The organism is Inquilinus ginsengisoli (assembly GCF_050434925.1).
GTDB lineage: Bacteria > Pseudomonadota > Alphaproteobacteria > DSM-16000 > Inquilinaceae > Inquilinus > Inquilinus ginsengisoli_B.
The window spans coordinates 1233669-1252429 of record NZ_JBNDJK010000001.1 but is presented as its reverse complement, the minus strand read 5'-3'; the positions used below and the strand labels follow the sequence as shown (position 1 = coordinate 1252429).

The 18761-nt window shown below is 69.6% G+C and carries 16 protein-coding genes; 14 read left to right on the top strand and 2 right to left on the bottom strand.

What is annotated here, in order from left to right; translation table 11 throughout:
• Positions 1-24: 24 nt before the first annotated feature.
• The 8 genes from sucC to QFZ27_RS06175 all read left to right on the top strand — a co-directional run bounded on the left by sucC (position 25) and on the right by QFZ27_RS06175 (position 10991).
• Complete coding sequence (gene sucC / locus QFZ27_RS06210) at positions 25-1221, top strand: ADP-forming succinate--CoA ligase subunit beta (RefSeq protein WP_429225220.1); 1197 nt, start codon at positions 25-27, stop codon at positions 1219-1221.
• Complete coding sequence (gene sucD / locus QFZ27_RS06205; protein ID WP_429232419.1) at positions 1221-2096, top strand: succinate--CoA ligase subunit alpha; 876 nt, start codon at positions 1221-1223, stop codon at positions 2094-2096. Before sucC ends, sucD begins: the two co-directional genes overlap by 1 nt.
• A gap of 306 nt (positions 2097-2402) precedes the next feature.
• Positions 2403-5312 (top strand): 2-oxoglutarate dehydrogenase E1 component, encoded by a 2910-nt coding sequence (locus tag QFZ27_RS06200; RefSeq protein ID WP_429232418.1) that lies wholly within the window; start codon positions 2403-2405, stop codon positions 5310-5312.
• 46 nt (positions 5313-5358) lie between these two features.
• Entirely contained in the window at positions 5359-6609 is a 1251-nt protein-coding gene (odhB, locus tag QFZ27_RS06195) for a 2-oxoglutarate dehydrogenase complex dihydrolipoyllysine-residue succinyltransferase (protein WP_429225219.1), read from the top strand.
• Positions 6610-6660: 51 nt separating this feature from the next.
• Complete coding sequence (locus QFZ27_RS06190) at positions 6661-7167, top strand: hypothetical protein (RefSeq protein WP_429225218.1); 507 nt, start codon at positions 6661-6663, stop codon at positions 7165-7167.
• Positions 7168-7607: 440 nt separating this feature from the next.
• Entirely contained in the window at positions 7608-8186 is a 579-nt protein-coding gene (locus QFZ27_RS06185; protein ID WP_429225217.1) for a TetR/AcrR family transcriptional regulator, read from the top strand.
• A 128-nt stretch (positions 8187-8314) separates the two neighbouring features.
• Positions 8315-8770: a (2Fe-2S)-binding protein gene (locus QFZ27_RS06180; protein WP_429225216.1), complete on the top strand. Its 456-nt coding sequence runs from the start codon at positions 8315-8317 to the stop codon at positions 8768-8770.
• A 16-nt stretch (positions 8771-8786) separates the two neighbouring features.
• A complete protein-coding gene (locus QFZ27_RS06175; protein WP_429225215.1) occupies positions 8787-10991 on the top strand; it encodes a xanthine dehydrogenase family protein molybdopterin-binding subunit in 2205 nt (734 codons plus the stop codon).
• Between the two features lie 286 nt (positions 10992-11277).
• On the opposite strand, the gene QFZ27_RS06170 is transcribed toward QFZ27_RS06175, so the two are convergent.
• On the bottom strand, positions 11278-12222 hold the full coding sequence (locus QFZ27_RS06170) for a LysR family transcriptional regulator (RefSeq protein ID WP_429225214.1): 945 nt from the start codon (positions 12220-12222) through the stop codon (positions 11278-11280).
• Positions 12223-12448: 226 nt separating this feature from the next.
• Between QFZ27_RS06170 and QFZ27_RS06165 the strand changes: the two genes are divergently transcribed.
• The 4 genes from QFZ27_RS06165 to queC all read left to right on the top strand — a co-directional run bounded on the left by QFZ27_RS06165 (position 12449) and on the right by queC (position 15132).
• Positions 12449-13306, top strand: coding sequence for an alpha/beta fold hydrolase (locus tag QFZ27_RS06165; RefSeq protein WP_429225213.1), 858 nt, complete (start codon positions 12449-12451; stop codon positions 13304-13306).
• A gap of 95 nt (positions 13307-13401) precedes the next feature.
• Positions 13402-14058 (top strand): 7-carboxy-7-deazaguanine synthase, encoded by a 657-nt coding sequence (gene queE / locus QFZ27_RS06160; RefSeq protein ID WP_429225212.1) that lies wholly within the window; start codon positions 13402-13404, stop codon positions 14056-14058.
• On the top strand, positions 14055-14411 hold the full coding sequence (gene queD, locus QFZ27_RS06155; protein WP_429225211.1) for a 6-carboxytetrahydropterin synthase QueD: 357 nt from the start codon (positions 14055-14057) through the stop codon (positions 14409-14411). Before queE ends, queD begins: the two co-directional genes overlap by 4 nt.
• On the top strand, positions 14401-15132 hold the full coding sequence (gene queC, locus QFZ27_RS06150; protein ID WP_429225210.1) for a 7-cyano-7-deazaguanine synthase QueC: 732 nt from the start codon (positions 14401-14403) through the stop codon (positions 15130-15132). Before queD ends, queC begins: the two co-directional genes overlap by 11 nt.
• Here queC and QFZ27_RS06145 read toward each other — a convergent pair.
• A complete protein-coding gene (locus tag QFZ27_RS06145) occupies positions 15129-16016 on the bottom strand; it encodes a choline sulfate utilization transcriptional regulator (RefSeq protein WP_429225209.1) in 888 nt (295 codons plus the stop codon). The two genes, queC and QFZ27_RS06145, sit on opposite strands and share 4 nt — an antisense overlap.
• A gap of 130 nt (positions 16017-16146) precedes the next feature.
• On the opposite strand from QFZ27_RS06145, the gene betC reads away from it, so the two are divergent.
• The gene (betC, locus tag QFZ27_RS06140) at positions 16147-17730 is read left to right on the top strand and encodes a choline-sulfatase (protein WP_429225208.1); all 1584 of its coding nucleotides are present in this window, start codon (positions 16147-16149) and stop codon (positions 17728-17730) included.
• Complete coding sequence (locus QFZ27_RS06135; RefSeq protein ID WP_429225207.1) at positions 17703-18644, top strand: choline ABC transporter substrate-binding protein; 942 nt, start codon at positions 17703-17705, stop codon at positions 18642-18644. Before betC ends, QFZ27_RS06135 begins: the two co-directional genes overlap by 28 nt.
• The last annotated feature ends 117 nt before the right edge of the window (positions 18645-18761 follow it).

The following is an 18761-nucleotide window of genomic DNA, read 5'->3' as shown; positions in this document are numbered from 1 at the left end:
GCTCTCACCCAGGACGGACGGTCCATGAACATCCACGAATATCAGGCGAAGGGGCTGCTGGGGCGCTATGGCGTTCCGGTGCCGCGCGGCGGGGTGGCGTACACGCCGGAGGAGGCGGTGCGCGTGGCGGAGGGTCTCGGCGGCGCGGTGTATGTCGTCAAGGCGCAGATCCATGCGGGCGGCCGCGGCAAGGGCCATTTCAAGGAAGAGCCGCAGGGCAAGGGCGGCGTCCGGGTGGTGAAGTCGACCGCGGATGTCGCGACGGCGGCCGGGGCGATGCTGGGCCGGACGCTGGTGACGGTGCAGACCGGGCCTGCGGGCAAGGAGGTCGGCCGGATCTATGTCGAGGAAGGCTGCGACATCGCCCGCGAGCTGTATCTGTCGCTGCTGGTCGACCGCAAGAGCGGCCGGGTGACGATCATCGCCTCGACCGAGGGCGGCATGGCGATCGAGGAGGTCGCCGAGGCGACGCCGGAGAAGATCCAGACCATCGCCATCGACCCGGCGACGGGCCTGTCGGACTTCCACGCCCGCAAGGTCGCCTTCGGCCTCGGCCTGGAGGGCAAGCAGGTCAATGCGGCGGTCGGCTTCCTGAAGGCGCTGTACAAGGCCTTCAACGATCTCGACGCCGCGATGGTGGAGATCAACCCGCTGGTGGTGACCGGGGCCGGGCAGCTGATCGCGCTCGACGCCAAGATGGGCTTCGACGACAACGCCCTGTTCCGGCACAAGGAGGTCGAGGAGCTGCGCGACGAGAGCGAGCAGGACCCGACCGAGACCGAGGCGGAGAAGGCCTCGCTGAACTACGTCAAGCTGGACGGCAACATCGGCTGCATGGTCAACGGCGCCGGCCTGGCGATGGCGACCATGGACATCATCAAGCTGGAAGGCGGCGAGCCGGCCAACTTCCTGGATGTCGGCGGCGGCGCCACGCGCGAGCGGGTGACCACGGCGTTCAAGCTGATCCTGTCGGACCCGAATGTCGAAGGCATCCTGGTCAACATCTTCGGCGGCATCATGCGCTGCGACGTGATCGCCGAGGGCGTGGTCGAGGCCGCGCGGGAAGTCTCCCTGCACGTGCCGCTGGTGGTGCGTCTGGAAGGCACCAATGTCGAGCGCGGCAAGCAGATCCTGGCCGAGAGCGGGCTGCCGATCCTGTCGGCCGACGACCTCGGCGACGCCGCAGTGAAGATCGTCCGTGCCGTGAAGGAGGCCGCATGATGGCCGTGCTCGTCGACAAGAACACCAAGGTGCTCTGCCAGGGCTTCACCGGAGCCCAGGGCACCTTCCACTCCGAGCAGGCGATCGCCTACGGCACCCGCATGGTCGGCGGCGTCACCCCGGGCAAGGGCGGCACCCGCCACCTCGACCTGCCGGTGTTCGACACCGTGGCCCAGGCGGTGGACCAGACCGGGGCCAATGCTTCGGTGATCTACGTGCCGCCGCCCTTCGCCGCGGATGCGATCCTGGAGGCGATCGACGCCGAGATCCCGCTGGTGGTGTGCATCACCGAGGGCATCCCGGTCCTGGACATGGTCAAGGTCAAGCGGGCGCTGGCCGGCTCGGCCACCCGGCTGATCGGGCCGAACTGCCCGGGCGTGATCACGCCGGGCGAGTGCAAGATCGGCATCATGCCGGGGCACATCCACCGCCGCGGCAAGATCGGCATCGTCAGCCGCTCTGGCACGCTGACCTATGAGGCGGTGGCGCAGACCACGGCGGCGGGCCTGGGCCAGACCACCTGCATCGGCATCGGCGGCGACCCGGTGAACGGCACCAGCTTCGTCGACGCGCTGGAGCTGTTCCTGGGCGATCCGGAGACCGAGGGCATCATCATGATCGGCGAGATCGGCGGCGACGCCGAGGTGATGGGTGCCGAGTTCCTCAAGGCGTCCGGCACCACCAAGCCGGTGGTCGGCTTCATCGCCGGCCGCACCGCGCCGCCGGGCCGCCGCATGGGCCATGCCGGCGCCGTGATCTCCGGCGGCCATGACACCGCCGACCACAAGATCGAAGCGCTGAAGGCCGCCGGCATCGCCGTCGCCGACTCCCCCGCATCCCTCGGCAAGACCATGCTCGCGGCGATGAAGGGCTGACCTTCCCTCGCAGCCGAGATTCGGCCCCGACCGGTCCTGCCGGTCGGGGCTTTTTCATGTCCGGATCCCTCGATTCGGACCGTCCGTTGCCGGTCACGATGTCGCGTTTGCGTTCTTTGCGGGGGAGATCTGTCGTCATGGCGCCGGAAATTGCTCGTTCCGCGCCCGACATACCTTTCATCTCTTGGACTTTCGGCGTAGGTTGCGCGCCACTTAGAGCCCCGTCCCACCAGGGACCGCCCGGCCGCGGCGTCAACGCGGCCGCCGACCGCCAGGGAAACGGCCCAAGACCGGCCGTTGAGAATGATGGGTAGCCCGTCGGAACAGAGTTCTTTCCTGTTCGCCCCGAATGCCGATTTCATCGCCGAGCTGCATGAGCGCTATCGGGCCGATCCGGCCTCGGTGGACGAGAGCTGGCGCGCCTTCTTCGCCGGCCTCGGCGAGGGCGAGGCGGAAGCCGACACCGGACCATCCTGGAGCCCGCAAAACGGCGCCATCCCCGCGGTCAAGCTGAACGGCCTCGGCGAGGCCTTCGGGCTGGAAGCGCCGACCGAGGCGCCCGCCAAGGGTGCCAAGCCCGGCAAGACCGCGCCCGCCGCCGCCGCCCCGGATGCCGAAGCGATCCGCCGCGCCGCCCATGACACGTTGCGGGCGATGCAGCTGATCCGCGCCTACCGCGTGCGCGGCCACCTGCTGGCCGATCTCGACCCGCTGGGCCTGACCGCACACAACAAGCCGCACCCCGACCTCGACCCCGCCACCTACGGCTTCACCGAGGCCGACATGGAGCGGCCGATCTATGTCGCCGGCCAGTTGGGCCTCGACACGCCGACGCTGCGGCAGATCGTGACCCGGCTGCGCGCCACCTATTGCGGCCATATCGGCGTCGAGTACATGCACATCCAGGATCCGGCGGTGCGCGCCTGGATCCAGGAGCGGATCGAGACGATCGAGAACCGCACCGAGTTCACCCCGGCCGGCAAGCGCGCGATCTATGAGCGCCTGACCGCGGCCGAGACCTTCGAACGCTTCCTCAACGTCAAATACACCGGCACCAAGCGCTTCGGCCTGGACGGCGGCGAGGCGATGATCCCGGCGCTGGAGCAGGTGCTGAAGCGCGGCAGCCAGCTGGGGGTCGAGGACGTGGTCGTCGGCATGGCCCATCGCGGCCGCCTGAACACCCTGACCAATGTCATCGGCAAGCCGTTCACCGCGATCTTCTCGGAATTCCAGGGCAACCCGGCCAACCCCGAGGACGTGCAGGGGTCGGCCGACGTGAAGTACCATCTCGGCACCTCGTCCGACCGCGAGTTCGACGACAAGGTGGTGCACCTGTCGCTGACCGCGAACCCGTCGCATCTCGAATGCGTCAACCCGGTGGTGGTCGGCAAGGTCCGCGCCAAGCAGACCCAGCGCCGCGACGAGGACCGCACCGCCGTCCTGCCGCTGCTGATCCATGGCGACGCCGCCTTCGCCGGCCAGGGCGTGGTGGCCGAGACGCTGATGATGTCCGACCTGAAGGGCTATCGCGTCGGCGGCACCGTCCATTTCGTCATCAACAACCAGATCGGCTTCACCACCGCGCCGGTCTATTCCCGCTCGGGCCCCTACTGCACCGACGTGGCGCGGACGGTCCAGGCGCCGATCTTCCACGTCAATGGCGACGATGCCGAGGCGGTGGTGCATGTCTCGCGCATCGCCATCGAGTTCCGGCAGGAATTCGGCCATGACGTGGTGGTGGACATGTTCTGCTACCGCCGCTTCGGCCACAATGAGGGCGACGAGCCGGCCTTCACCCAGCCGCTGATGTACAAGACCATCGCCCAGCACGCCTCGGTGCGCGAGCTGTACGCCCGGCAGCTGGTCGAGGAGGGCCTGCTGACGGCCGAGAGCGCCGAGGGCGTCGTGCGCGACTTCCAGAAGCATCTGGAAGAGGCGTTCCAGGCCGCCACCTCCTACAAGCCGAACAAGGCCGACTGGCTGGGCGGTGCCTGGTCGGGCCTGACCGCGGCCGTGGGCGACGACCGCCGCGGCGCCACCGCGGCGCCGGACGCGCTGCTGCGCGAGGTCGGGCACGCCATCAGCAGCGTGCCGCAGGGCATCAACGTCAACCCCAAAGTCGCGCGCCAGCTCAAGGCCAAGGCGCAGATGATCGAGTCCGGCCGCGACATCGACTGGGCCACCGCCGAGGCGCTGGCCTTCGGCACGCTGGTGGCCGAGGGCATCCCGGTGCGCCTGTCCGGCCAGGATTCCGGCCGCGGCACCTTCAGCCAGCGCCATTCGGTGCTGGTCGACCAGGAGACCGAGGAGCGCTACGTCCCGCTGAATCACATCCGCGAGGGCCAGGCGACCTTCGAGGTGCATGACAGCCCGCTGTCGGAATTCGCGGTGCTGGGCTTCGAATACGGCTTCTCGCTGGCCGAGCCGCAGGCCTTGACGCTGTGGGAGGCGCAGTTCGGCGACTTCGCCAACGGCGCCCAGACCATCATCGACCAGTTCATCTCCTCCGGCGAGCAGAAGTGGCTGCGCATGTCCGGCCTGGTGATGCTGCTGCCGCACGGCTATGAGGGCCAGGGGCCGGAGCATTCCTCGGCCCGCATCGAGCGCTACCTGCAGCAATCGGCCGAGGACAACTGGCAGGTGGTCAACCTGACCACCCCGGCGAACTACTTCCACGCGCTGCGGCGGCAGATGCACCGCGACTTCCGCAAGCCGCTGGTGGTGTTCACGCCGAAGTCGCTGCTGCGCCACAAGGAGTGCGTCTCGACCCTGGCCGATTTCAGCAACGGCTCGGGCTTCCACCGCGTGCTGGGCGAGACCGCCGAGCTGGTGGCCGGCGAGTCGGTGCGGCGGGTCGTGATCTGCTCCGGCAAGGTCTATTACGACCTGCGCAAGGAACGCGAGGAGCGCGGCCTGAAGGACGTCGCCATCATCCGGCTGGAGCAGATGTTCCCGTTCCCGCGCAAGACGCTGGGCGCGGAGCTGGCGAAGTATCCCAACGCCGAGGTGGTGTGGTGCCAGGAGGAGCCCGAGAACCAGGGCGCCTGGTACTTCGTCGACCGCAAGATCGAGGCCGCGCTGGGCGAGATCAAGCATCGCAGCGCCCGGCCGCGCTATGCCGGCCGGCCGGAAGCCGCGGCCCCGGCCACCGGCCTGCTGCGCCGCCACAACCAGGAACAGGCCAAGCTGGTCGACGAGGCCCTGTCGGCCGGCTGATCCCGGAACGCTTGCGCCCGAACGGACCGGAAGGAATGGAGACTCTATGAGCGTCGAGATCAAGGTGCCCGCCCTGGGTGAATCGGTGTCCGAGGCCACCGTCGCCCGCTGGCTGAAGAAGCCGGGCGACGCCGTGGCCATGGATGAGCCGCTGGTCGAGCTCGAGACCGACAAGGTGACGCTCGAGGTCAACGCCACCGCCGCCGGCGTGCTGGAATCGGTGGCGGCCGAGGAAGGCGCCAATGTCGAGGTCGGCGCCCTGCTGGGCAGCATCGGCGAGGGCAGCGGCGCCCCGGCCGCCAAGCCGACGGCAAAGGCCGAGGCTCCGGCGGCCAAGCCCGCGGCGGCCCCGGCCCCTGCCAAGACCAATGGCGGCGAGGCGCCGATCGCCATGCCGTCGGCGGCCAAGATCATCGCCGAGAACAGCCTCGACGCCGGCGCCATCGCCGGCAGCGGCAAGGGCGGGCGCATCCTGAAGGAGGACGCGCAGGCCGCGGCCTCCGGCGGCGCCAGGCCGGCCGCCGCTGCCCCGGGTTCGGGCAGCGTGATCGAGGTCCCCGCCTTCACCCGTCCGGAAAGCGGCCCGCGGCCGAAGAAGGATCGGGAGGAGCGGGTGCGCATGACCAAGCTGCGCAAGACCATCGCCACCCGGCTGAAGCAGGCGCAGAACAACGCCGCCATGCTGACGACCTTCAACGAAGTCGACATGACGGCGCTGATGGCGCTGCGCAACCAGTACAAGGACAGCTTCGAGAAGAAGCACGGCGTGAAGCTGGGCTTCATGTCGTTCTTCGTGAAGGCCTGCATCGTCGCGCTGAAGGAGCTGCCGGCGGTCAACGGCGAGATCGACGGCGACGATCTGGTCTACAAGAACTACTACGACATCGGCGTCGCGGTCGGCACACCGAACGGGCTGGTCGTGCCGGTGGTGCGCGACGCCGACGGCCTGACCTTCGCCGAGGTCGAGAAGACCATCGGCGAGCTGGGCCGCAAGGCCCGCGACGGCAAGCTGTCGATGGCCGACCTGACCGGCGGCACCTTCACCATCTCCAACGGCGGCGTCTACGGCTCGCTGATGTCGACGCCGATCCTGAACCCGCCGCAGTCGGGCATCCTGGGCATGCACAAGATCCAGGAGCGGCCGATGGCTGTCGGCGGCAAGGTCGAGATCCGGCCGATGATGTACCTGGCGCTGTCCTACGACCACCGCATCATCGACGGGCGCGAGGCCGTGACCTTCCTGGTCCGGGTCAAGGAGTGCCTGGAGGATCCGCAGCGCATCCTGCTCGACATGTGACCAACTGGAAGGGCACGGTGACGTGCCCTTCTCCGTTTCAGGAGCCCTGGATTGATCCGCGCCCCTCTTCTCGCCCTGCCCGTCCTGCTTGCCATCGCAGCGCCGGTTTCGGCGCAGGATGCCGAGGGCTGGGGCACCGGCGCCCACATGGGCACCGCCTATGCCGGGCTGACCAATGCCGAGGGCGCCCATCTCGGCGTCTACTGCGCCGAGAACGTCGCGCCGCAGGGCGCCCAGGCGATCCGCACCGGCGCCTATGTGCTGTTCTCGCTGCCGCGCAAGCTGGCCCTGGAGGCGAAACCGGTGCCGGTGACCTTCACCGTCGACGGCAAGGCCACGGCGGTGCCGATGACGGTGCAGGCCGAGGAGGTCGCGACCAGCTTCGACTGGGCCCCGTCCAAGGCCTTCACCACCGACCAGATGAAAGCGTTGATCGAAAGCCTGCGCCGCGGCAAGACGCTGACCGTCAGCCTGGCCGAGCCGGCGGTGACTGAGCCCTTCACCCTCGCCGGCTCTGGCGCCGCGCTGGAGAATATCTTCGACTGCGCAAAACGGTAGCGGAGCAATCGCTGCATTGCCTCTCCCGCCTGGCGAGACCTTTTCAGAATTCGACCATTCGAACTGACCCATGCTTTCCACTCTCCCCTCCCCTTGCGGGAGGGGGTAGGGGGAGGGGGTTCTCTCGGCTTGAACCGCCCCAGACTACCGAAATCGGCATGGACGGCGAGTTCGGTGCCCTGCTCATTCGCGCACGGACGCGCGCAGACCCCTCCCCCTGGCCCCCTCCCGCAAGGGGAGGGGGAGGATAAAAGGCTGGACCGGATCAAACGGCGACATTCTGAAAAGGTCTCGCTAGCGGGAAAGGCAATCGCACGGACTGCGCTCTCTCGACTGCCGGAGGCGCTTCAAGCGATCACCTTGAGCCTCGACTCGCGTCTTGACGTGAGCCCGGCGAAGCGGCTAATCACTAGAACGAACGTTCGATCGAGTGCGATGTGTTGCCCGACACCGACAGCAAGCGGGATGCGATCCTGAAGGCGACGCTGGAGCTGGTGGCGGAGCGTGGCTTTCACGACACGCCGATGTCCCAGGTCGCCAAGCGGTCGGGCGCCAGCCCCGGGGTGATCTATCACTACTTCGCCAGCAAGGACGAGCTGATCCGCGAGCTCTACAAGGAGGTCAAGGCGGTGAAGGCCCGGGCCATGCTGCAGGGCGATCTCGATGGCGCCGCCCCCAAGCAGGCGTTCAAGCATACCTGGCGCAACGCCTATCACTTCTACCGGACGCACCGGCTGGAGGCGCGGTTCCTCGAGCAGTACGAGAACTCGCCCTATCACTGCCCGACCGACCTGCAGGAACTGGCGAAGGAGGACCAGAACTTCGCCATCCTGGCCCGGCGGCTGGGCTTCGTCGACGGCGGCAGCCCGTTCAAGCCGCTGCCGACGGACATCGTCTACGACCTGTCCTTCGGCCTCGCCGCGCGCCTCGCCCGGCGGGCCCCGGACGAGGCGCTGGACGATGCGACCCTGGACGACATTGCCGAGGGCTGCTGGCGCGCCGTTGCCCGCAACCCGTGAGTTTTTAGCCGTATTAGATCGAACGTTCGATCTAGAGACCTCCTACCTCAGATCCGCGGACAACGCGGACAGCCAGCCCCGGCGCGGTGCCCGGTTCCCCGCACCGCATCCAGATTGGGACATCGACCATGGTGAAGCTCAACATCAATGGCGCCGACCACGAGCTCGACATCGATCCGCAGATGCCGCTGCTGTGGGCCCTGCGCGACCATCTCGACATGATCGGCACCAAATTCGGCTGCGGCCAGGCGCTGTGCGGCGCCTGCACCGTGCATCTGGACGGCCAGCCGGTGCGGTCGTGCCAGACCTTCGTCGGCGATGTCGGCGAGGGCAAGATCACCACCATCGAGGGCGTGTCGGGCAAGGTCGCCGAGGCCGTGCGCGCCGCCTGGACCAAGCTCGACGTGGTGCAGTGCGGCTACTGCCAGTCCGGCCAGATCATGTCGGCCATCGGCCTCTTGAGCCAGACGCCGAAGCCGACCGACGACGACATCGTCTCGGCGATGGACGGCAACATCTGCCGCTGCGGCACCTACCAGCGCATCCGCGCGGCGATCCACGACGCCGCGGCGCAGCTGGCCTGAACCGGAGGGACGACCCATGTTTGCTCAGCCAATCGTCGCCCCGGCCGTGACCGGGGCTGCCGACGATCTCGCCAGGCCGAACCGCCGCTCCTTCCTAAGGGGCGCCAGCGCCCTCGGCGGCGCGCTGGTGATCGCGGCCCATCTGCCGCTCGCCCGCCGCGCCATGGCCGCGACCGGCGACCTGGCCCCCAACGCCTTCGTCCGCGTCGCGCCGGACAGCACGGTCACCGTGCTGATCAAGCAATGCGAGATGGGCCAGGGCGTGACCACCGGCCTGACCACCATCGTCGCCGAGGAGATCGACGCCGATTGGGGCCAGATGCGCTTCGAATTCGCCCCGGCCGACGCCAAGCTCTACAACAACCTCGCCTTCGGCCCGATCCAGGGCACCGGCGGGTCGACCTCGATCGCCAATTCCTGGGACCAGCTGCGCAAGGCCGGCGCCACCGCCCGCGCCATGCTGGTGCAGGCTGCCGCCGCGGAATGGCAGGTCCCGGCCGGTGAGATCACCGTGCAGAAGGGCGTCGTCGCCCACGCCTCCGGCAAGTCCGCCCGCTTCGGCGAGCTCGCCGGCAAGGCGGCCACGCTGACCCCGCCGGCGGACGTCACGCTGAAGGACCCGAAGACCTTCACCCTGGTCGGCGGGCACGTGCCGCGGCTGGACACCCCGGCCAAGATCACCGGCAAGGCCGGCTTCTCGATCGACGTCCGGCGCCCCGGCCAGCTGACCGCGCTGGTGGCCCATCCGCCGCGCTTTGGCGGCATGCCTAAGAGCGTCGACGCCGCCGCGGCCAAGCAGGTGCCGGGTGTGGTCGACGTGGTGACCATCCCGACCGGCGTGGCGGTCGTGGCCAAGGACACCTGGTCGGCGATGCAGGGCCGCGAGGCGCTGAAGATCGAGTGGGATGCGGCCGCTGGAGAAGGCCAGTCCACCGATGCGATCATGGCCGGGTACAAGACCATGGCGCAGACGCCCGGCCTGACCGCGGCCAAGCGCGGCGACGCCGCGGCGGCGCTGCAAAAGGCGGCCAAGCTGGTCGAGGTGGAGATCGAGTTCCCTTACCTGGCCCATGCGCCGATGGAACCGCTGAACGGCGTGCTGGAGCCCACCAAGGACGGCGCCGTGTGGTGGGCCGGGTCGCAGTTCCAGACCGTCGAGCAGGCGACGATCGCCGCCATCCTCGGGCTGAAGCCGGAGCAGGTGACGATCAATTCGACCTACACCGGCGGCTCCTTCGGCCGGCGCGCCACGCCGGACGCCGACTACGCGGCCGAGGCGGCGATGATCGTCAAGGCCACCGGCGCGAAGGCGCCGATCCACCTGATGCGGACCCGCGAGGACGACATGAAGGCCGGCTATTACCGGCCGATGGCGTATCACAAGGTCCGCGCCGGGCTGGATGCGGCCGGCAATGTCAGCGGCTGGGACCATGTCGTGGTCGCCAAGTCGATCATGATCGGCACCTCCTTCGAGGCCTTCGCGGTGAAGGACGGCATCGACGCCACCAGCATCGAGGGCGCGTCGGACACGGCCTATGCCGTGCCGGACCTGACCGCGACGGTGCACAACGCCAAGGAGGGCGTGCCGGTGCTGTGGTGGCGCTCGGTCGGCCATACCCACACCGCCCATGCGGTCGAGACCGTGGTCGACGAGCTGGCCCATGCCGCCGGCAAGGACCCGGTGGCCTTCCGCGCCGCGCTTTTGCGCGACCAGCCGCGCCATGCCGGCGTGCTGGCGCTGGTGGCGGAGAAGGCGGGCTGGGGCCAGCCCCTGCCCGCCGGATCGGGCCGCGGCGTCGCCGTGCACCAGTCCTTCGGCTCCTATGTCGCCACAGTGGCCGAGGTCTCGATCAAGGATGGTGCCTTGAAGGTGGACCGGGTGGTGGCGGCGGTCGATTGCGGCATCGCGGTCAACCCGGACGTGATCCGGGCCCAGGTCGAGGGGTCGGTCGGCTTCGCCCTGTCCGTCGTCCTGCGCAACAAGATCACGCTCAAGGACGGCGAGGTGGAGCAGGCCAATTTCGACACCTATGAGCCGACCCGGATGTCGGAGATGCCGAAGGTCGAGGTGCACATCATGCCTTCGGCCGAGGCGCCCACCGGCATCGGCGAGCCGGGCGTGCCCGGGCTAGCGCCGGCGATCGGCAACGCGGTCTTCGCCGCGACCGGCCAGCGCCTGCGCTCGCTGCCGCTCGACCTGTCGAAGCTGACCAGCACCTGATCCGTTCGATCCCGAAGTAGGATGCGAGGCCCGCCTGGTGCGGGCCTCGTTCGTTTCAGGGGGGTGCGCTGGGCATGCGCGAATTCTCGGCGCCCTGCCGAAAGCACAATGAGTCCCCCCTCGCGGGAGGGGGTTAGGGGGAGGGGTTCGCGCCGCCAGAACCGGCCCGAATTCCAGCGATCCGACCATGGCGAAGCCTGCTCATTGCGCATTCGCGCGCGGACGCGCGCAGACCCCTCCCCCTGCCCCCTCCCGCAAGGGGGGGGACTAAGAAAACGGGAATCGGCTACTCCGAACCGACCCCGAGCGCCGCCATCCGGGCCGAGATCGCCGCCAGCTCGGCCCGCAGCAGCGGCGTGGCGTGGTCGATGAACGCCCGCAGCGCGGCGTTGCGGCGCGGAATCGGGTGGAACACCAGATGGACCGGGGTCGGGTCCGGCTCGAACTCCGGCAGCAGCGCCACCAGCCGGCCGGCGGCCAGATGGTCGACCACCTGGTAGGACAGCACCCGGCAGATGCCGCTGCCGCGAAGGGCGGTGTCGATGGCCACGCCGGCGCTGTTGAGGACGATGCGCGGCTCCAGCGCGACCGGGACTGTGCGGGCGCGCCCCGCGGACCGGTCGGTGAAGCGCCACAGCTCGCGGCCGCCGCCCTCCTCCGCGCCGATGCAGATGTGCCGGGCCAGCGCCGTCGGCTGCTCCGGCGCCCCGCACCGCCCGACATAGGACGGGGCGGCACAGGTCAGCTTCCGCACCTCGCCGAGCCGGACTGCGACGATGCCGGAATCGGGCAGAGGCGCCAGCCGGACCGCGACATCCACGCCCTCGTCGACCAGATTCACCACCCGGTTCAGCAGCAAGAGCCGCGCCCGCACCGCGGGATGGCCGGCCAGGAACTGTTCCAGCACCGGCATCACCTTCAGCCGGCCGAACAGCTCGGGCGCGGTGATGCCGATCGTCCCCTCCAGCCGGCCGGCCTCCGCCGGCTTCCGTTCCGCCTCGTCCAGCTCGGCCAGGACGCTGCGATAGACGGCCACATGGCGCTCGCCGCTGTCGGTGAGGCGCAGGGTGCGGGCATTCCGGTGCAGCAGCCGCTCGCCCAGCCGGCCCTCCAGCGTCGCGATCGCCCGGGTGACGGTGGCGGGCGATCGCCCCAGGGCGCGGGCCGCGGCGGCCAGCGACCCCTGGTCCACGACGGCCAGGAAGATGGCCATGGCGTCGAGCCGGTCCATGATTTCAGATCCTGCAATCTCAGATTGCCACTATGCGGTCTTATTGCAGAAACCGAAATTCTTACATCCAGTGCGAACACAACCGCACGAGGCGATGATGACGGCGCACACCGGCCTGGGCAGGCGATCCCTGCTGGCTCTTCTCGGCGGGCTGGGCCTGCTTCCTGCCGCCGCACAGGCGGCCGATCGGCGCCCGGCGCTCCCTCATTCCGGAAAGGCGAGCATCATGACCGTGAGATACGGGACGAAGCAGGTCGGCGACGTGTCGGCCTTCTACCGCGAGGCCGGGCCGGCCGACGCGCCGGTGCTGCTGCTGCTGCACGGCTTCCCGACCGCCGGCCACATGTTCCGTGACCTGATCCCGCTGCTGGCCGACCGCTACCGGGTGATCGCGCCCGACCTGCCGGGCTTCGGCAACACGGTCGCCCCGCCGCGCGCGTCCTTCGACTACAGCTTCGACCGGCTGGCCGAGGTGATCGACGGCTTCACCGACGCCTTGGGGCTGACGCGCTATGCCCTCTACATCTTCGACTACGGCGCGCCGACCGGCCTGAGGCTGGCGCTGAAGCATCCGGAGCGGATCAGCGCCATCATCAGCCAGAACGGCAACGCCTATATCGAGGGGCTGAGCGCGGAATGGGGACCGTGGCAGGCCTATTGGCGCGAGCCCACGCCCGAGCATCGAGAGGCGTGCCGCGCCTCGCTGACCGACGAGGCGATCCGCTTCCAGTACCAGCACGGCGCGCCGGCCGACTGGCTGTCGCCCGATGGCTCCACCCTGGACAGCTTCTACATGCACCGGCCGGAGGCGCAGGAGATCCAGCTGGACCTGATCCTGAGCTACCGCACCAATGTGGCGCTGTATCCGGAGTTCCAGGCCTATTTCCGCGCCCACCGGCCGCCGCTGCTGGCGGTCTGGGGCCGGAACGACCCGTTCTTCATCCCGCCGGGGGCCGAGGCCTACAAGCGCGACCTGCCGGATGCCGAGGTCCACTTCCTGGATGCCGGCCATTTCGCGCTGGAGACCCATCACGCCGAGATCGCCGGGCTGATCCGCGACTTCCTGGGGCGGCAGACGATCTGACACGCTCCGGGCCCGCGGCAATTCGCACCTGACCCGCGCGGCGAAACCGGTTAAAACCGCGCCGCGCGGCAACGGCCCACCCCTGAGGCCGCCGGATGAGGCCGCGCCGGACCAGCGTGATGGGCTACGTCGTCAAAGAGATCTTCAAGACCCTGCAGGGCGAGGGCCGCCATGCCGGGCGCGCCTCGGTGTTCTGCCGCTTCGTCGGCTGCAACCTGTGGACCGGCCGCGAGCAGGACCGGGCCGAGGCGGTGTGCCGCTTCTGCGACACCGACTTCCTGGGCACCGACGGGCCGGGTGGCGGCCGCTTCGTCACCGCCGAGGCGCTGGCCGCGGCGATCGAGGCCTGCTGGGCCGGCCCCGAGGCGGACCGCTTCGTCGTCTTCACCGGCGGCGAGCCGCTGCTGCAGCTGGACCGCGCCTTGCTGGACGCGATCCATGCCCGCGGCTTCACCGCCGCGGTCGAGACCAACGGCACAATCGAACCGCCGGCGGAGCTGGACTGGGTCTGCGTCAGCCCCAAGGCCAGCGCGCCCCTGGCTGCCCGCCGCGGCGACGAGCTGAAGCTGGTCTATCCCCAGCCCGACCTGCTGCCCGAGATGGTGGCGGGCCTCGACTTCACCCATTTCTGGCTGCAGCCGATGGACGGGCCGGACCGCATCGCCAACACCGAGGCGGCGGTCGCCTATTGCCTGTCGCACCCGCAATGGCGGCTGAGCCTGCAGACCCACAAGCTGATCGGGATTCCATGAGGATCACCCAGGCCTTCACCTTCGAGGCGGCGCACCGTCTGCCCAATGTCCCGGCGACGCATCGCTGCCACCGGATGCACGGCCATTCCTATCGCGTCGAGCTGCGGCTGGAGGGGCCGGTCGATCCCGAAACCGGCTTCGTCGTCGACTTCTTCGACGTCGAGGCCGCCTTCGCGCCGATCCTGGCCCGGCTGGACCATTACTGCCTGAACGAGATCGAAGGGCTGGAGAACCCGACGGCCGAGCACATCGCGATCTGGATCTGGGACCGGGTGCGGCCGGCGCTGCCGCTGCTGGCCGCGGTCGCCGTCTACGAGACCCCGAATTGCTGGGCGGACTATGATGGCCGGTGACCAGGGCGAGAGGGCCGCGGCCGAGGGCGCGCTGGTGCTGTTCTCCGGCGGGCAGGATTCGGCCACCTGCCTGGCGTGGGCGCTGGAGCGCTTCGGCCGGGTCGAGACCGTCGGCTTCGATTACGGCCAGCGCCACCGGGTCGAGCTGGACGTCCGGCCCGTTGTCCTGGAGTCGATGCGCAGCCGCTTCCCGGAATGGGCCGGGCGGTTGGGCGACGACCATATGCTGGACCTGTCGGTGCTCGGCCAGGTCAGCGACACGGCGCTGACCCGCGACGTCGAGATCGCGATGCAGGACAACGGCCTGCCCAACACCTTCGTGCCCGGCCGCAACCTGGTGTTCGTGACCTTCGCCGCCGCTTTGGCCTATCGCCGGGGCCTGCGCCACCTGGTCGCCGGGGTCTGCGAGACCGATTATTCCGGCTATCCGGACTGCCGCGACGACACCATGAAGGCGATGCAGCTGGCGCTGAACCTGGGCATGGAGAGCCGCTTCGTGCTGCACACGCCGCTGATGTGGATCGACAAGGCCGAGACCTGGCGCCTGGCCGAGTCCCTGGGCGGCGAGGCGCTGGTCGGGCTGATCCGCGACCAGACGCACAGCTGCTATCGCGGCGACCGCAGCCAGCGGCACGACTGGGGTCACGGCTGTGGCGAATGCCCGGCCTGCGCCCTGCGCGCCGAGGGCTGGCGCCGGTTCCGGGGCCAAGCCCCCGCTTAGGGCCGGCCCCCCGCCGCCTCGGCCACCAGCCAGTCGCGGAAGGCGGCGCGCAGCGGGTCCGGCCGGTCGGCCAAAGGCTGCGCCAGGAAATAGCCGCGCTGGGTGCGGTAGGGGGCCGGCAGGCAGGCGACGAGTTGGCCGGCGGCCAGCAGGTCGTCGACCAGCGGCCGCCAGCCCAGCGCCACCCCCTGCCCGGCCAGCGCCGCCTGCAGCACCAGCGGGTAGTTGTTGAAGCGCAGCGACCGGCCGCGCGGCGTGCCGTCCACCCCCTGCCCCCGGAACCAGCCGGCCCAGTCGAGCCAGCGCGCCGGGTCCGGGCTGTCGAGATGCAGCAGCGGCTGTCCGAGAAGATCGGCCGGCGCGGCGAGGCGCGGCAACCGGGCCAGCATCGCCGGGCTGCAGATCGGCACGACGCTCTCCGGGAACAGCCGGTCGACGGTGCAGCCGGGCCAGCGCCCCGGCCCGAAGGCGACCACGGCGTCGACGGCGCGGTCGCGCGGGTCGAGCACATCCTGGCTGGCCAGGATGCGGATCTCGACCCCGCCCAGCGCCGTGCGCAGCCGCTCCAGCCGCGGCAGCAGCCAGTAGGTGGCGAAGGCGAAATCGGTGGCGACCGTCAGCCCGCCGGGGTCGCGCGCCTGCCGGATCTCCGCCGCCGTGTCGGCGATGGCGTCGAGCGACCGGGTCACCACCTGCAGCAGCCGCTCGCCCTCTGCGGTCAGGGCGACGCCGCGATGCAGCCGCCGGAACAGGGCGGTGCCCAGCCGCGCCTCCAATGCGGCGATCTGATGGGAGACGGCCGGCTGGGTGGCCCCGAGCTCGCGCGCCGCGGCACTGAAATTCGACAGTCGCCCCGCGGCCTCGAAGGCCAGGAGCGCCGGCATCGGCGGCAGATCGCGGCGACGGGTTGCCATAAGCAGGGATAATACCTCTATGAACGGCCGCGGTCTTCACGATCTTGCCGGCGGCCCTCACTCTCGCCCGACAATCCTAGAAAACAGGGAGAGGCCCATCGTGGCGGCGCGGCGACCGAACATCCTGATCCTGATGGCGGACCAGCTGACCCCCTTCGCCCTGCCGGCCTATGGCAACGCCGCGGTGCACGCACCGGTGATGGCGGGGCTGGCGCGGGACGGGGTGGTGTTCGACGCCGCCTATTGCAACAGCCCGCTGTGCGGCCCGTCGCGCGCGGTGTTCATGTCCGGCCGGCTGCCGTCGGCGATCGGCGCCTATGACAACGCCGCCGAGTTCCCCTCCGACATCCCGACCTTCGCCCACGCGCTGCGGGCCCTGGGCTACCGCACCATCCTGTCCGGCAAGATGCACTTCTGCGGCGCCGACCAGTTGCACGGCTTCGAGGAGCGGCTGACCACCGACATCTACCCGGCCGATTTCGGCTGGACCCCGGACTGGGACCGGCCCGAGGCGCGGCCGAGCTGGTACCACAACATGGCCTCGGTGATCGACGCCGGCCCCTGCATCCGCACCAACCAGCTGGATTTCGACGACGAGGTGGTGTTCGCGGCCGAGCGCCGGCTGTACGACCTGGCGCGGAAAGGCGACGGCCAGCCGTTCTGCATGACGGTGTCGCTGACCCATCCGCACGACCCCTTCGCCGTGCCGGAGCGGTACTGGAACCTGCATCGCGACGAGGACATCCCGCTGCCCGAGGACGCGCCGGCCGACGACCCGCATTCCCGCCGGCTGCGCGCGGTGTGCGAGCTGGACCGGACGCCGATCACGCCTGAGCAGACCCGCCGAGCCCGGCGCGCCTATTACGGCGCCATCGCCTATGTCGACGAGCAGTTTGGCCGGGTGATGGAGGCGCTGCGCCGCACCGGCCTGGCCGAGGACACGGTCACCATCATCCTGTCCGACCACGGCGAGTTCCTGGGCGAGCGCGGCCTCTGGTACAAGATGAGCTTCCTGGAGGGCGGCAGCCGCATCCCGCTGATCGTACACGCCCCCGGCCGCTTCGCCCCGCGCCGGGTCGGCGCCGCCGTGTCCTCCGCCGACCTGCTGCCGACGCTGGTCGATTTGGCAACGCCGGACGGCGCGCCAGCCCATCCGACCTCGCTGGACGGGCGCAGCCTGCTGCCGCATCTGGCCGGCACCGGCGGGCATGATCTGGTCCTGGGCGAATACCTGGCCGAGGGCGCAGTGGCGCCGATCGTGATGATCCGCCGCGGAAACTGGAAGTTCATCCACAGCCCGGCCGATCCCGACCAGCTCTACGACCTCACGGCCGATCCCGGCGAGCGGGTGAACCGCGCCGCCGACCCGGCCGAGGCGGCGCGCATCGCCGCCTTCCGGGCGGAGGTGGCGGCGCGGTGGGACCTGCCGCGGCTGCGCGAGCAGGTGCTGGAAAGCCAGCGGCGACGGCACTTCGTGGATGCGGCGCTGCGCCGGGGCGCCCTGCACGGCTGGGACTGGCAGCCCCGGCAGGACGCCACCCGGCAATACATCCGCAACCACATGGATCTCGACGACCTGGAAGCCGCCGCCCGGTTCCCGCGCGTCACGCGCGGCAATGCCCCCGATGGGGACGACAACAACAGGGAGACCGAATCATGGCGCGCCTCATTGCCCTTGCCCTGACCGGGCTGCTGCTGGCGGCGACCCCCGCCGCAGCAGCCGATCCCGACAGCTGCGCCACCGTGCGCATGTCGGATCCGGGCTGGACCGACATCACCTCGACCAACGGCGTGCTCGGCACGCTGCTGGAGCCGCTGGGCTACACCCAGAAGGTGGAGACACTGGCCCCGCCGGTCACCTTCGAAAGCCTGAAGAACAGCCAGATCGACGTCTTCCTCGGCAACTGGATGCCGGCGCAGAGTCGCTTCATCGAACCGCTGACGGCCGAGAAGGCGATCGAGGTGATCCGCCCGAATCTCGACGGCATCCGCTTCACCCTCGCAGTCCCGGCCTATGTCGCCGAGGCCGGGGTGAAGGATTTCGCCGACCTCGCAAAGCACGCCGACAAGTTCGACAAAAAGATCTACGGCATCGAGCCCGGAGCGCCGGCGAACCAGAACATCCAGAAGATGATCGACACCAAGGATTTCGGCCTGGACGGCTGGACTCTGGTCGAGTCGAGCGAGCAGGGCATGCTGAGCCAGGTGGACCGGGCGGCGCGGCGCCAGGAATGGATCGCCTTCCTGGCCTGGGAGCCGCACCCGATGAACGCGAAGTTCCCGATCACTTATCTCAGCGGCGGCGACGCGTATTTCGGTCCGAATTACGGCCGCGCCACCGTCTACACCGTGACGAGGCGAGACTTGTCGAAGAATTGCCCCAATCTCGCCCGGCTGCTGTCACAGCTGACATTCACGGTGGACATGGAAAACCAGATCATGGGGACGATCCTGGACGAGGGGGCGGACGGCAAGACGGCCGCCGCGAAGTACCTCAAGGCTCACCCCGACCTTCTCGCCGGCTGGCTGGCCGGCGTCACCACCCGCGACGGACAGGATGGCCTCGCCGCCGTCCGCGCCGCATTGAACAAGGGCTGAGGAGGCCCGCAGCGCATGTGGACCGTGGTCCGGGACTGGATCGAGCATCTGTTCAAGCCGCGCTATCGCCCGGAGCGGCACTACATGCGCGGCCGGCAGTCCGGCAACTCCTCGCGC

Excerpts from the sequence above, each read along its gene's own strand:
- sucC (WP_429225220.1), top strand. The coding sequence starts at position 25 with ATGAACATCCACGAATATCAGGCGAAGGGGCTGCTGGGGCGCTATGGC.
- sucD (WP_429232419.1), top strand. The coding sequence starts at position 1,221 with ATGGCCGTGCTCGTCGACAAGAACACCAAGGTGCTCTGCCAGGGCTTC.
- QFZ27_RS06200 (WP_429232418.1), top strand. The coding sequence starts at position 2,403 with ATGGGTAGCCCGTCGGAACAGAGTTCTTTCCTGTTCGCCCCGAATGCC.
- odhB (WP_429225219.1), top strand. The coding sequence starts at position 5,359 with ATGAGCGTCGAGATCAAGGTGCCCGCCCTGGGTGAATCGGTGTCCGAG.
- QFZ27_RS06180 (WP_429225216.1), top strand. The coding sequence starts at position 8,315 with ATGGTGAAGCTCAACATCAATGGCGCCGACCACGAGCTCGACATCGAT.
- QFZ27_RS06175 (WP_429225215.1), top strand. The coding sequence starts at position 8,787 with ATGTTTGCTCAGCCAATCGTCGCCCCGGCCGTGACCGGGGCTGCCGAC.
- QFZ27_RS06170 (WP_429225214.1), bottom strand. The coding sequence starts at position 12,222 with ATGGACCGGCTCGACGCCATGGCCATCTTCCTGGCCGTCGTGGACCAG.
- QFZ27_RS06165 (WP_429225213.1), top strand. The coding sequence starts at position 12,449 with ATGACCGTGAGATACGGGACGAAGCAGGTCGGCGACGTGTCGGCCTTC.
- queE (WP_429225212.1), top strand. The coding sequence starts at position 13,402 with ATGAGGCCGCGCCGGACCAGCGTGATGGGCTACGTCGTCAAAGAGATC.
- queD (WP_429225211.1), top strand. The coding sequence starts at position 14,055 with ATGAGGATCACCCAGGCCTTCACCTTCGAGGCGGCGCACCGTCTGCCC.
- queC (WP_429225210.1), top strand. The coding sequence starts at position 14,401 with ATGGCCGGTGACCAGGGCGAGAGGGCCGCGGCCGAGGGCGCGCTGGTG.
- QFZ27_RS06145 (WP_429225209.1), bottom strand. The coding sequence starts at position 16,016 with ATGCCGGCGCTCCTGGCCTTCGAGGCCGCGGGGCGACTGTCGAATTTC.
- QFZ27_RS06135 (WP_429225207.1), top strand. The coding sequence starts at position 17,703 with ATGGCGCGCCTCATTGCCCTTGCCCTGACCGGGCTGCTGCTGGCGGCG.